The 13,149-nt window shown below is 66.5% G+C and carries 10 protein-coding genes; 2 read left to right on the top strand and 8 right to left on the bottom strand.

Going from position 1 to position 13,149, the window contains the following annotated elements:
- Positions 1 to 119: 119 nt before the first annotated feature.
- From HF854_RS00540 to HF854_RS00575, 8 genes are all read right to left on the bottom strand, one after another.
- Positions 120 to 3,410, bottom strand: coding sequence for an efflux RND transporter permease subunit (locus HF854_RS00540; RefSeq protein ID WP_277347608.1), 3,291 nt, complete (start codon positions 3,408 to 3,410; stop codon positions 120 to 122).
- Positions 3,397 to 6,492, bottom strand: a complete 3,096-nt coding sequence (locus HF854_RS00545) for a multidrug efflux RND transporter permease subunit (RefSeq protein WP_168934526.1) — start codon at positions 6,490 to 6,492, stop codon at positions 3,397 to 3,399. The genes HF854_RS00540 and HF854_RS00545 overlap by 14 nt, the downstream gene beginning before the upstream one ends.
- 367 nt (positions 6,493 to 6,859) lie before the next feature.
- The gene (locus tag HF854_RS00550; protein ID WP_303956255.1) at positions 6,860 to 8,038 is read right to left on the bottom strand and encodes an MdtA/MuxA family multidrug efflux RND transporter periplasmic adaptor subunit; all 1,179 of its coding nucleotides are present in this window, start codon (positions 8,036 to 8,038) and stop codon (positions 6,860 to 6,862) included.
- Complete coding sequence (locus HF854_RS00555) at positions 8,035 to 9,342, bottom strand: ATP-binding protein (RefSeq protein WP_168934527.1); 1,308 nt, start codon at positions 9,340 to 9,342, stop codon at positions 8,035 to 8,037. Before HF854_RS00555 ends, HF854_RS00550 begins: the two co-directional genes overlap by 4 nt.
- Positions 9,339 to 10,043: a response regulator transcription factor gene (locus HF854_RS00560; RefSeq protein WP_168934528.1), complete on the bottom strand. Its 705-nt coding sequence runs from the start codon at positions 10,041 to 10,043 to the stop codon at positions 9,339 to 9,341. Before HF854_RS00560 ends, HF854_RS00555 begins: the two co-directional genes overlap by 4 nt.
- 100 nt (positions 10,044 to 10,143) lie before the next feature.
- On the bottom strand, positions 10,144 to 10,506 hold the full coding sequence (locus HF854_RS00565) for a NirD/YgiW/YdeI family stress tolerance protein (RefSeq protein WP_168934529.1): 363 nt from the start codon (positions 10,504 to 10,506) through the stop codon (positions 10,144 to 10,146).
- A 52-nt stretch (positions 10,507 to 10,558) separates the two neighbouring features.
- Positions 10,559 to 10,948 (bottom strand): YgiW/YdeI family stress tolerance OB fold protein, encoded by a 390-nt coding sequence (locus HF854_RS00570; RefSeq protein ID WP_168934530.1) that lies wholly within the window; start codon positions 10,946 to 10,948, stop codon positions 10,559 to 10,561.
- Positions 10,949 to 11,203: 255 nt separating this feature from the next.
- A complete protein-coding gene (locus tag HF854_RS00575; RefSeq protein WP_168934531.1) occupies positions 11,204 to 11,884 on the bottom strand; it encodes an XRE family transcriptional regulator in 681 nt (226 codons plus the stop codon).
- A gap of 270 nt (positions 11,885 to 12,154) precedes the next feature.
- Between HF854_RS00575 and HF854_RS00580 the strand changes: the two genes are divergently transcribed.
- Both HF854_RS00580 and HF854_RS00585 read left to right on the top strand, forming a co-directional pair.
- Complete coding sequence (locus HF854_RS00580; RefSeq protein ID WP_168934532.1) at positions 12,155 to 12,463, top strand: hypothetical protein; 309 nt, start codon at positions 12,155 to 12,157, stop codon at positions 12,461 to 12,463.
- The gene (locus HF854_RS00585; protein WP_168934533.1) at positions 12,450 to 12,953 is read left to right on the top strand and encodes a Mor transcription activator family protein; all 504 of its coding nucleotides are present in this window, start codon (positions 12,450 to 12,452) and stop codon (positions 12,951 to 12,953) included. The genes HF854_RS00580 and HF854_RS00585 overlap by 14 nt, the downstream gene beginning before the upstream one ends.
- Positions 12,954 to 13,149: the final 196 nt, after the last annotated feature.

Genomic DNA, 13,149 nt, shown 5'->3' on the forward strand with positions numbered 1-13,149 from the left:
GCCGCCCTTTCCGTACAAAACACGCCGGCAGGAAGGCCGCAAGGATGACGGCCGCAAGGGCCATGCCCCCGGAAGGCCGCGACATGGCCCGGCCCCCCCCTCCTGCTGAAAGACAGTCCCTAGCCCTGACGGCAAAGCGCCGTCAGCAGGGCCGCCTTGCGTTCGCCGTAGCGCAGCCGCCACCAGCGCCGGCGCCAGCGCAAACGGGCCCGGTCGAGGCACAGGTAGACCACGGGCGTAGTGTACAGGGTGAGCAGCTGGCTCACCAGCAGGCCGCCCACGATGGTGATGCCCAGGGGCTGGCGGATCTCGGCACCGTCGCCCTGCCCCAGGGCCAGCGGTACGGCCCCCAGGATGGCGGCGGCCGTGGTCATCATGATGGGACGGAAGCGCAGGCGGCAGGCCTCGTGGATGGCCTCGCGCGGGGGCAGGTTGCGGGTGCGCGCGGCCTCGATGGCAAAGTCGATCATCATGATGGCGTTCTTTTTGACGATGCCGCAAAGCAGCAGCACGCCGATAAGGGCGATGACGCTGAACTCCATGCCGCAGGCCCGCAGGGCCAGCAGGGCCCCGATGCCCGCCGACGGCAGGGTGGAGAGGATGGTCAGCGGATGGATGAGGCTCTCGTAAAGCACGCCCAGCACGATATAGAGCGCGGCCAGGGCCGCCAGGATGAGCAGCACCTGCTCCCTGACCGTATCGCTGTACATCTTGGCCGTGCCCTGGAAGCTGCCCACGATGGTGGACGGCATGCCGATGCGCACGCGCGCCTCGTCGATGGCCGCCTGCGCCTGTGAAAGGGACGCGCCCTCCGCCAGGTTGAAGGACAGGGTCACGGCCGCGAACTGGCCCTGATGGGCCACGGAAAGGGGCGCGAAGGCCGGTGAGACCTCGGCCACGCCCAGCAGGAGCACGGCCCCTTCCTTGCCCGGCAGCCAGACCTTGCCCAGCGAATCCTCGCCTTCCAGCCAGGGCAGGGCATATTCCAGCACCACGCGGTACTGGTTCTTTTCCTCATAGATGGTGCTGACCTGACGCTGGCCGAAGGCATTGTTCAGGGCCGCGTCCACGTCCTTCATGGTCAGGCCCAGCCGGGCCAGAGCGTCACGGTTGATGGTCAGCAGGGTCTGCAGGCCCCGTTCCTCGATGTCGCTGTCCACGTCCTTGAGGATGCGGATGCCCGCGAACTCCTGCTGCAAACGCCGTCCCCAGCGGCGCAGGCTGTCCAGGTCGTCGGCCTGCAAGGTATACTGGTACTGGGAGCGGGAGCTGCGCCCGCCCATCATGATGTCCTGCGCGGCCTGCAAAAAGATCTGGAGCCCCGGTTCCGAGGACATCTTGCCGCGCAGACGGCCGATGACCTGCTGGGCGCTGATGCCGCGTTCCTCCAGCGGCTTGAGGGAGATGAACACGCCCCCGCCGCCGCGGCCGCCCGAGATGTGGGCCGAGACCTGGTCCACGGCCGGATCGGCGCTGAGGATGCGCACCAGCCGGGCCAGCTTGACTTCCATGTCCTGAAACGAGGCGCTCTGGTCAGCGCGGATGCCGCCCATGATGACGCCCGTATCCTGCTGGGGAAAGAAACCCTTGGGCACTACGACGTACATCCAGACATTGGCCGCCACCACCAGCAGGAGCACGGTCAGGGTCAGCTTCCAGTGATCCAGCACCACATAGAGGCTGCGGGAATAGCCCTCCTGCATGGCGGACAGGAAGCGGCCCCACAACCGCCCCACATGGGTGAATATCCCCTGCCGTCCGCCCTCTTCCGCCCGCAGGCGGGCACTGCGGCGGGCGAGCTCTTCATCGAAAGGCCGCAGCAACGTGGCGCACATCATGGGCGTGGTGGTCAGGGAGACCACCATGGAGACCAGCACGGCCGTGGCCAGCACCACGGAGAACTCGCGGAACAGGCGTCCCACCACGCCGCCCATGAACAGGATGGGGATGAAGACCGCCACCAGCGACAGGGAAATGGAGATGACCGTAAAGCCCACCTCGCGCGCACCGCGCAGGGCGGCCCGCAGGGGCTTTTCGCCCATCTCCAGACGGCGCACGATGTTCTCCAGCACCACGATGGCGTCGTCCACCACAAAGCCCGTGGCCACGGTCAGGGCCATGAGCGAAAGGTTGTCCAGGGTGTAGCCGCACAGATACATGACCCCGAAGGTGCCGATGAGCGATACCGGCGCGGCCACGGTCGGGATGCTGGTGGCGCGGCCGTTGCGCAAAAAGAGGAAGACCACCAGCACCACCAGGGCCATGGACAGCAACAGGCTCTTCTCCACCTCGTGCAGCGAGGCCCGGATGGTCTGGGAGCGGTCCATGCGCACGGAAAGATCCGCGCTTTCGGGCAGCCAGGAGCGCAGTTGCGGGATCATGGCCTTCACCCTGTCCACGGTCTCGATGATGTTGGCCCCGGGCGAACGGAATACGATGAGCAGGATGGAGGGCTTGCCGTTGGAAAGGGCCATCTGGCGGATGTCCTGGCTGGAATCCGTCACCGTGGCCACGTCGCCCAGACGGATGACGACACCGCCGCGCTCGGCCACGATGACCTTGCGGTACTGGGCTGCGGTGCGCAGCTGGTCGCTGGCCACCACGGTCCAGGAGGTGCTTTCGTTCTCCAGATGCCCCTTGGGCAAAAAGGCATTGGCCCCGGCCAGGGCCGCACGCACGTCTTCCATGCTCAGGCCCGTGCGGTGCAGGGCATCGGGCGAGATGTCCACGCGCACGGCAGGCAGGGCGCCGCCGCCCACGGTCACTTCGCCCACCCCGGCGATCTGGCTGATCTTCTGGGCCAGCACCGTGGACGCGGCATCGTAGAGCTGGGTGCGGCTCAGGACGTCCGAGGTGACGGACAGGATGAGGATGGGCGCGCCCGACGGGTTCACCTTGCGGTAGGTGGGGTTGGACGGCATGGTGGGCAGGGTGGAACGGGCGGCGTTGATGGCCGCCTGCACGTCACGGGCCGCGCCGTTGATGTCCCTGTCCAGGTCGAACTGGAGGATGACGCGCGTGGAGCCCAGGCTGCTGCTGGAGGTCATCTCGGTCACCCCGGCGATGCGGCCCAGGGCCCGTTCCAGCGGCGTGGCCACGGTGGAGGCCATGGTCTCGGGGCTGGCCCCGGGCATATTGGCCTGCACCCTGACCACGGGGAAGTCCACTTCGGGCAGAGGCGCCACGGGCAGCAGGAAAAAAGCCACCATGCCCGCCAGGGTCACGGCGATGGTCAGCAGCGTGGTGGCCACGGGCCGGCGGATGAAGGGCGCGGAAAGGTTCAGGGGGATGAATTCCGGCCCGAAGCGCTTGCGCCGTTCTCCGGCCAGAGCCAGATCCTGCCCTTCATGAGCGTGACCGCTCTCCCGGCCGGATGCGGCGGCCCGGGGCGTCTCCTCAGGCCTGCTCATGACCGGCCTCCCCGCCACGGCGGCCCAGCTTCTCGGCCAGACGCGCGAACCAGATATAGATGACAGGCGTGGTGAACAGGGTCAGCACCTGGCTGACGATGAGGCCGCCCACCATGGTCACGCCCAGCGGACGGCGCAGTTCCGCGCCCATGCCCCAGCCGATCATCAGCGGCAGGGCCCCCAGCAGGGCCGCCATGGTGGTCATGAGGATGGGCCGCAGACGCAGCAGACAGGCCTGCCGGATGGCGGCCTGCGGATCCTTGCCTTCCTGCCGCTCGGCCTCCAGGGCAAAGTCGATCATCATGATGGCGTTCTTTTTGACGATGCCGATGAGCAGGATGATGCCGATGATGCCCACCACGCCCAGTTCCATGCCGCAGAGCATGAGGGCCAGCGTGGCGCCGATGCCCGCCGACGGCAGGGTGGACAGGATGGTCACGGGATGGATGTAGCTTTCGTAGAGCACGCCCAGCACGATGTACATGGTGACCACGGCGGCCAGCAGCAGCCAGACCTGATTGTCCGTGGACGAGGCAAAGGCATGGGCCGCCCCCTGGAACTGGCAGCGCAGGGACGAAGGCAGCTCCAGGGAAGCAAGGGTCTCCTCCACCGCACTCACGGCCGCCCCCAGGGAGGAGCCTTCGGCCACGTTGAAGGAGATGGTGGCCACCGGGAACTGGCCCTGCCGCATGGTGGCAGGGCGCGCGGAGCGTTCTTCCATGCGCACCAGGGCCGAGAGCGGGATGGGCTTGCCCTCGCTGCCCTTGACGTAGATCTTTTCGATGTCGTCCGGGCCGCGCCGGAACTGCGGAGCGCTTTCCAGCACCACCTTGTACTGGTTGGTCTGGGTGAAGATGGTGGAGATCAGGCGCTGCCCCAGCGCGTCATAAAGGGCATTGTCGATGATGTCCATGCTCACGCCCAGACGGCTGGCCGCATCGCGGTCGATGTCCAGCCAGAGCATGCGGCCCCGGCCCAGCAGGTCGCTGGTCACATGGCTCAGCTCCGGCCGCGCCCGCAACGCCGCCAGGATGTCCGGGATGCGCCCTTCCAGCTGGGCGTCGCTGAGGGCCTCCACCGAAAGCTGGTACTGGGTGCGCGAGACGCGGTCCTCCACGGTCAGGTCCTGCACGGGCTGCAGGAACAGATCCATGCCCGGCAGGCTGTCCGCCCGCTCCATGAGACGCCGGGCGATGACCGGGGCGCGGTGGTCGCGCTCTTCCAGCGGCTTGAGGTCGATGGTCAGGCGCGAGGTGGCCAGGCTGGGGTTGATGCCGTCCACGCCCACGAAGAACGCCACCCGGGCCACGGCCGGATCAGCCAGCAGCACGTCGGAAAGTTCTTTCTGGCGCCGGGCCATGGCCGCAAACGAGGTATCCTGCGGGAATTCCGCGATGCCCTGAATGACGCCCGTGTCCTGCGTGGGGAAAAAGCCCTTGGGCACCAACGCGTACATGGCCACGCTCAGCAGCAAGGTGCCCACGGCCACGGCCAGGGTCAGGCGCTGGTGGGCCAGCACCCAGTCCAGCTTGCCTTCATACCAGCGCAGCAGGGCCGGGAAGAAATTGCCCTCCCCTTCCTTGTGCCGCTCCGGCCGCAGCATGACCGCGCAGAGCATGGGCGTCAGGGACAGGGAGATGACGGCCGAGATGAGGATGGTCACGGCCAGCGTGACCGCGAACTCGCGGAACAGGCGCCCGGCCACGTCGCCCATGAACAGCAACGGGATGAGCACGGCCACCAGCGACAGGGTCAGGGAGATGATGGTGAAACCGATCTGCCCGGCCCCCACGAGAGCGGCCTGCAGGGGCTTGTAGCCGTTTTCCAGATAGCGGCTGATGTTCTCGATGACCACGATGGCGTCGTCCACCACGAAACCGGAGGCGATGACCAGGGCCATGAGGGTCAGGTTGTTGAGCGAGAAACCCGCCAGATACATGACGCCCAGCGAGCCCACCAGCGACAGGGGCACGGCCAGGGCCGGGATGATGGTGGCCTGCACGTTGCGCAGGAAGATCCAGATGACGGCGATGACCAGGACCACGGCCAGCACCAGTTCCAGCTGCACGTCGTGCACCGTGGCCCGGATGGTGGTGGTGCGGTCCGTCACCACCTGCACCCGCACATGCCCGGGCAGGGCCTGCTGCAGCTGCGGCAGCAAACGGGTGATGCTGTCGGCCACGGTGATGACGTTGGCGCCGGGCTGGCGCTGGATGGAGAGGACGATGGCCGGGCGGAAGCCCTGCTCCCCGTCGGCCACATAAGCGGCCAGACGGGCGTTCTCCGCGCCCTCCTCCACGGTGGCCACATCTTCCAGACGCAGGGGCGCGCCGTTGCTGTAGCCGATGATGGTCCGCGCGTATTCCTCGGCCGAGGCCAGCTGGTCGTTGGCATCGATGGTACTGGTGCGCTGGGGCCCGTCAAAGCTGCCCTTGGCGTCGTTGACGTTGGCCGAAGCGATGGCCGAGCGCACGTCGGCCATGGTCAGCCCGGCCGAGGCCAGGGCCGAGGGATTGACCTGCACCCGCACCGCGGGCCGCTGCCCGCCCGACAGGGTCACCAGGCCCACGCCGGTGATCTGCGAAATCTTCTGCGCCAGCCGGGTGTCCACCAGGTCTTCCAGCCGGGTCAGAGGCATGGCGTCACTGTAGACCGCCAGCGTCATGATGGCCGGGTCCGCCGGGTTGACCTTGTTGTAGACCGGCGGATTGGGCAGGTCGGATGGCAACAGGTTGTCCGCCGCGTTGATGGCGGCCTGCACCTCCTGCTCGGCTACGTCCAGCGGCACGGAAAGGTCGAACTGCAAGGTGATGACCGAAGCCCCGGCCGAAGACAGGGAGGTCATCTGCACAAGGCCCGACATGGTGCCCAGTTGCCGTTCCAGCGGCGAGGTGACCACCGCGGCCATGACCTCGGAGGACGCGCCGGGGTACAGGGTCTGCACCTGGATGGTGGGGTAGTCGATCTGCGGCAGGGCCGCCATGGGCAGATAATGATAGGCCAGCAGCCCGGAAAGGAGCAGGGCCACCATCAGCAGCGAGGTGGCGATGGGCCGGAGGATAAAGATGCGGGAAATGTTCATGGAGCTGCTCGTCTGTCTTCTGGAAACGGCGACGGGACCGCCAGCGGGAAACGGCGGTCCCCTGCCCTGCGAAAGGACGGGAGGCCGGGAAAGGAAGGGGGAAAGGGCCTGCCGCTGCCCCAGAGGGCAGGAGCACGGCGGCGCCAACACCGCCCCCCGGCAGGAGCGCTGCAAGGGAAGGGATGCCCGGCGGCCCCTGCACCGCGCTTTCACCACATGACCTTTTTGCCAAGGGGCGGGCGGCCGGAAAAGGGATCGAACCGGAGGGAAGGAACCATGCCGCACGCCCGCATCACCGGATGACGGCTGCAAGGCGCAGCGTCACGGCATCGGCAGCCGTGTCGGGATCCCTCTTCCCTCCCTGAAGCTACTCCCCGCTCCCGGTGGCAGGCACGGTCACGCGCGGGGTCTCCATGCTGGCCGTCACGCGCACGCGCAGGCCGTCACGCAGGCGGTCCACACCGTCCACCACCACGACCTCGCCCGCGGCAAGGCCCTTGTCGATGACGGTCAGGCTGTCGGTACGCACGCCGGGCGTCACTTCGCGCAGGCGGACGGTATCCTTGTCCACCACATAGACGTAGGAGCCGCGGCTGCCCAGCTGCACGGCGGCGGTGGGCACCGTGACGGCCCGGGGCAGGACCGTGACCAGCAAACGGGCATTGACGAACTGGTTGGGGAAAAGGGTGTGGTCCTCGTTGGCGAATTCCGCCTTGAGCTTCACCGTACCCGTGGCGGTATCGATCTGGTTGTCCATGCTCAGCAGAAAGCCCTGGGCCAGCAGGGCCTGCTGCTCGCGGTCCCAGGCCTGGACCAGCAGACGACCACCGCTCTTGCGGGCCTCGCGCCAGTGCTGCGCCACCAGGGGCACCCGGCTTTCCGGCAGTGTGAAGAGCACATAGGAAGGCGTCAGCAGGGTGATGCGCACCAGACCTTCGGTATCGGAGGCATGCACCATGTTGCCCTCGTCCACTTTTCGCAGGCCCAGCACGCCGTCGGCCGGAGCGGTGATGCGGCTGTACTGCAGTTGCAGGGCCGCCGAATCCACGGCAGCCTTGTCGGACTGTACCGTGCCTTCATACTGGCGCACCAGGGCGCGCTGGTTGTCGTACTGTTGCCGGGCGATATGGCCGCCGCTCACCAGCTTTTCATACCGGCTCAGGTCGCGGCGGGCGTTCTCCAGCTGGGCCGTATCGCGGGCCAGGGCGCCGCGGGCCTCGCCCAAAGCGGCCTCGAACGGCCGGGGGTCGATCTCGGCCAGCAGGTCGCCCTTATGGACGAACTGACCTTCCGTAAAATGCAGGCGCTGCAGATGCCCGTCCACCCGGCTGGTCACCAGCACGTCACTGGACGGCTCCACCGTGCCCAGACCGTTGAGGAAATGGGGCATATCCTGCGCCAGGGCCGTGGCCACACGCACCGGCGGCGTATCCTGCGGCATGCCGCGCTGCCTGTCGGGCTCGAAAAAGCCCCGCCAGAGCAGCGCACAGCCCAGCAGCAGGGCCAGTACGGCCAGCAGGCGGCCCTTGCTCATGCTGATCTTCACACACGTTCTCCATCACTGTCCGGAGCAAAGCACACTTCGAACAGTGTCTCATTTTCTCCGCTGTGCCGGTAACTCACCGACCAGCCCAGCTGCTCGCAGGCGCGGCGCACCAGCGAGAGCCCCAGACCGCTGCCGCCCGGCGTGGCATCGCCCCGGGCACGGGCACGCACCCCGCGGGCAAAGATGTCCAGATCCTCAGGGATGCGCCCCGCATTGCGCACCTGGAGCACATGCTCGTCCAGGCGCACGGCAACACGGCCATTTTCCGAGTAAAGCCGGGCATTGTCCAGCAGATTCTTGACGACGATCCCCGCCAGGGCAGGCTGCGCCTGCACTTCCCGGCTCTCGGGGAGCTCCAGTGAAAAGCAGTCCTGCCCCTGGGCCGTGTCCCGCACCAGCAGGGCCAGATCCACGGGTTCGAGTGCGATATTTTCGGGACGGCGGGCCAGCAGCAGAAGGATGCCCACCGTGGCGGACATGTCGCGCACCGTGCGCTGCAGGCGCTCCACCGTAGGCGCACAGCGTTCGGAACCGGGCAGGCGCTCCAGCTGCAGCTCCAGCACTTCCAGACCGCCCTGCATGACGGTCAGGGGCGTGCGCAGCTCGTGGCTCACGTCGCCGGTGAAAAAGCTCTCGCGCTGCACGAAACGACGCAGGGCCTCCTCGCGGCTGGCGATGGCCCGCGCCAGCACGCCCACCTCGTCATCAAGGGCCACCTGCGGCAAGGGCGGCAGGCCGGGATAATCCCCTCCGGCACGGGGCACGGGGCAGCGGGATACGGTACGGGTCAGATCGGTCAGCTGGCCCGTGAGCCGCCGGCTGAGCAGCACGGCCAGCAGGGCCGCCACGCCCAGGCCCAGGCCCGCGCACAGGCCCAGGACCCGGGTCAGCTGGGCCTTGATGGTCACCAGCAGGCCCGTGTGCCCGCTCAGGGCGTAACGCACGCCCTTGTGCTCCTCGAGGAAGACGAAATTCTCCATGCGGTCGAAAAAGTGCAGGCCGGGCTCCAGGGAATGCCATTCGCGGGGGATCTGTTTGCCCACCCGGAATCGCAGATCCATAAGGTTCGCCAGGTCGGCCCCATAGACCAGGTTGTTGTGCCGTCCCCGGTCCTCGGCACGGCGCGAGCGTTCCTCGGCCTCGATGAGGGCATTCATGACCGGACGTGCGTACCAGTCCACCAGATGGGCGCCCAGCCTGTCATAGGAGAGCAGGCCCACTATGCCCATGGTCAGGCCGAGACCGGCGGCCAGCAGCATGAACGAGACCAGCAGACGCCGCCGGATGGGGGAACCGCCGCTCACGCCCCGGGCTCCTCTTCACGGCCGAGGCGATAGCCCACATGGGAGATGGTGTGCAGCACGGGGCTGCCGAAAGGCTTGTCCAGATGCTGGCGCAGTTCGTGGATATGCGTCCGCAGGGCGCTGCCGCCGGGCAGGTCGTCGCCCCAGAGGCGGCGCTCCAGTTCCTCGCGGCGGACCAGGGCGGGGGCCCGGCGCGCCAGCTCGCACAGGATGCGGAAGCCCGTGGGGCTCACCTTGACCTCGCGGCCCTGCCGCGTGACCCGGTGCCCGGCCACGTCGATACAGACATCGTCCACACGCAGCTCGCCGCCCTGGGCGCTCTCCTGCGTCCGGCCCCGACGCAGCAGGGCCCGGATGCGGGCCTCCAGCTCGCGCAGGGCAAAGGGTTTGACCAGGTAGTCGTCGGCCCCGGCGTCCAGGCCCAGCACACGGTCGGCCACGGTATCACGGGCCGTCAGCATGATGACCGGCACCTGCACGCCGTGTTCCTCGCGCAGGGCACGGCACAGGCTGATGCCGTCCAGCCCGGGGAGCATGATGTCCAGCACCACCAGATCGAACTGGCCGGACGCGGCCATCTCGAGGCCCGTACGGCCGTTGCGGGCGCAATCCAGTTCATAGCCCAAAGGCTCAAGATAGGCGTACAGGTTGGCGAGGATGTCCTCGTTATCTTCCACCAGCAGGACAGAGACAGGCACCATGCGCACCTCCGCAAAAAAGGACGGGGCGCCGTGCGCCCCCTGAAGAATGGAAAACCCGGCGGATGGACCGCCGTCCGAAAGGCCCCGCAGGGCCCGAACATCACTGGATGATGGCCAGAGCGTCCACCTCCACCTCATTGGGGTGCTTGGAGCTCCAGTCCACATGCCCCACCAGGCGCACTTTGTCCTGCGGAGTGACCGTCAGGTGCCCGAAGGTCTCGTGCTCTATCTCCACCACCACGCGGCCGCTCTCGTCCTCAAAAAGGTAACGGTCCTTGCGGGGGATCTTTTCCAGGATATGGCCTTCCAGAACACAGGGGGCATCATCCCAGGCATTGAGCACGTCGGCCGCACGGGTCAGCGTCGGCGAGACACCGGGGCCCACGAAACCCGCCGCACCGGTACCCGGCGGGAGCAGAAACAGGCCGGCGGCCAGCAGAAGCAGCACAGAAAAAATTCGCATCACGACTCCGCTGGCGGGCCGCCTGCCGGTAGCGCACGGCCCGCCTGTCAGACTACTTGAGGATTTCCAGGATCTTCACGTCGACCTTGGTGGGATCCATCATCTCCTTGTCCAGCTTGCCGGAAAGGCGCACCCGGTCGGCGGGCGTCACCGTACGGCCGGCGAACACTTCATGGTCGATCTCTACCACGATGGTGCCCGTGGCGTCACGGAAATTGTACTTGTCATCGCTGCCGGCCACACGCTCCACGATATGGCCCGTCAGCATCACCGGCGCGTCGTCCCAGGCTTTGAGGGCCTTGGCCACGGTATCGGCCTGGACGCCGGACGTGGGCCCCTGGAAACCGCCGGGAGCCTGTCCCGGGCCCTGGAAGCCGCCCTGGGCAGCCATGGCGGGGAAAGCAAGAGCCAGAACCATCACACAAGAAAGCAGCAGACGCATGGGATATCTCCTTTTGGCGGCATGACCGCCATCCGTAACAGTTGCGGGTGGGGGCACGGCTACGTCCCGGCCCCTGCGGACTGGGCCCTGTCCGCATCTCCACACTGCGCCTGCGGCTGTCAGCAAAGTGTCAGCGCAGGCCAAGAAAACGCCTGCGCCATGCATATTTTTTGTTATTGTATTGATTTTAAAGGATAATAAAATAAATTCTTTTACTATGTTTAACAAATCGAACAAGGTACGCGGGACGTGCCGTCAATCAAGCTCACGCCCCACCCAGACCGCCCGCCCCACGATGCGCACCAAGTCGGCCAGCTGGTCGGTGGTGCAGGCCTCGATGGGCGGATAGGCAGGATTGTAGCTGCTGAGGATCAGGCGCCCCGGCATGGCGTTGACCACCTTGAGGTAGACCAGATCCTCCACGCTCACGGCATAGATGCGGCCGGGCACCGGGTCTTTCTGGCTCTGGTCCACAAGGACCACGTCATTGTGGCAGATGCGGGGCTCCATGCTGTCGCCGGAGACCCGCAGCAAAGCCATGTGCGACGGGCTGCCCTTGCGCCGCAAAAAATTCTCGCGGAAGGCATAGTGCCGCACCACATCGCCGCTGGTCTCGAAGCTCCCCGTACCGGCGGAAAGACGCGCCTCCACCATGGGCACCATGACCAGCCCGGCCCACTGGTCCTGCAGGGCCCCTTCCACATTCCCCTGCCCGGCCAGCAGCCAGTCCAGCGAACAGCGCAGGGCCGCCCCCAGCCGGACGGCAAACTCCCCCTTGGGCAACTGGCCGTTCTCGTACTGCTGGATAGTGGTCAGGCTGACCCCCACCTGTGCGGCAAGATCCTGCTTGCGCAGGCCAAGGCCAAGGCGACGGCGGCGCAGGCGCTCGGCAAAGCCCTGTGTAGAGATAAAGGAAAACCTATTTTTATCTTCCATGCGCGCTCCAAATTTTTTATTCATTAAAAACAGGATATTAAATATTTTTAAAAGAAAAGTTAAAAATTTTTCCTTTGATTGAAAAAAGAAAACATGTAAAAAGTACGGCTATGACTGCTGTCAAACATAGAACAACCTGTAGCTAATGGCAATGGATACAGCAGCCCGGGCCCGCTTTTGCGGGCAAAAGAAAACTTTTTCCGCAACATAACTTTTCCGCAGAGATCCGCTGCGGGACACCGTGCCATTATCAGAAAGGGAGTAGCCGACATGAACACACGATCCCTGGAACAGTTCCAGCGTCTCCTGACGCAGTCCGCCGACAGTGAAGAGGAACCCGCCGAGGGTTCCCTGCTCTGGGCGGCAGCGCAATTGCGCCGCATCGCCCGCATGCTGGAAGACATGCAGGCCGCTCCCCGCCAGTCCGGCGATGCCATGCCGCCTGCCCCGGAAGCCATCCCTGCTGCCGGGACCTTCATGGCCGGGCAAGGGGCGGACGACACGGAACAACCGTTGGAGGTACATCTCCAGCGCCCTCGCAGTCCCCTGGCCCCGGAGGCCCGCCATGTGGTCCAGTAGTGGAAGTCCTGCCACGCTTCCCCGGCACACGGCCGGATCCGCCGACCCCGTGGACTGGGACAGCCTGCTGCCCCTTTTGCCCGAAAGCGTACGCCTGCTGCGCCAGGTTCTGGAAGATGATGCCGCCCTGCACAGGCTTCTGGAACACTGCGGCGGCCTGACCCTGCGCATCCCCCGCCGCTTCCCGGCGGAAGGGCATCTGCTGCGCGCCCTGCTGCCCGAGCCCGTCTTGCGCCGCCTGCTGGGGGCTTACGGCGGCACCTGTCTGTATATCCCCCGCTGCGCCCGTCTCGCCCGTCAGGTGCGCCAGCGGGAGCTGCTCGGCGCCTTCAGCCGCCATACCGCCGCCGGTACCTCCAGCAATGCCGAGGTGCGCTTTCTGGCCCGCCGGTACGGCATCACGGACCGGCGCGTCTGGCAGCTGCTCAAGCAGGAGGCCGAACTGCCGGACAAGGCCCTTCAGGCCCCCGGCGACGCCCTTCAGGGCTGATCCCCGCACCTCCCTTTCAGGCCGGACGGGAAAGGCTGCGGCCTTTCCCGTTTTTTTTTTTGTCCGCAGGCTGCTCCTTGCCGGGGCATGTCCGGCAGGGACGGATGAGCCCGCAGGCCTGTACACGGGCTCTCCTCTCCGGGGTGCCTGTCTGGCTTCTTCCCTCTCCGGCCCCGCACCATCTCCTTCCCCCCTG

The organism is Desulfovibrio piger, assembly GCF_012843875.1.
Lineage (GTDB): Bacteria > Desulfobacterota > Desulfovibrionia > Desulfovibrionales > Desulfovibrionaceae > Desulfovibrio.

What these genes read in the sequence shown, in the direction of transcription:
- HF854_RS00565 (WP_168934529.1), bottom strand. Translation starts at nt 10,506, where the DNA reads ATGCGAATTTTTTCTGTGCTGCTTCTGCTGGCCGCCGGCCTGTTTCTG.
- HF854_RS00585 (WP_168934533.1), top strand. Translation starts at nt 12,450, where the DNA reads ATGTGGTCCAGTAGTGGAAGTCCTGCCACGCTTCCCCGGCACACGGCC.
- HF854_RS00560 (WP_168934528.1), bottom strand. Translation starts at nt 10,043, where the DNA reads ATGGTGCCTGTCTCTGTCCTGCTGGTGGAAGATAACGAGGACATCCTC.
- HF854_RS00540 (WP_277347608.1), bottom strand. Translation starts at nt 3,410, where the DNA reads ATGAGCAGGCCTGAGGAGACGCCCCGGGCCGCCGCATCCGGCCGGGAG.
- HF854_RS00570 (WP_168934530.1), bottom strand. Translation starts at nt 10,948, where the DNA reads ATGCGTCTGCTGCTTTCTTGTGTGATGGTTCTGGCTCTTGCTTTCCCC.
- HF854_RS00575 (WP_168934531.1), bottom strand. Translation starts at nt 11,884, where the DNA reads ATGGAAGATAAAAATAGGTTTTCCTTTATCTCTACACAGGGCTTTGCC.
- HF854_RS00545 (WP_168934526.1), bottom strand. Translation starts at nt 6,492, where the DNA reads ATGAACATTTCCCGCATCTTTATCCTCCGGCCCATCGCCACCTCGCTG.
- HF854_RS00580 (WP_168934532.1), top strand. Translation starts at nt 12,155, where the DNA reads ATGAACACACGATCCCTGGAACAGTTCCAGCGTCTCCTGACGCAGTCC.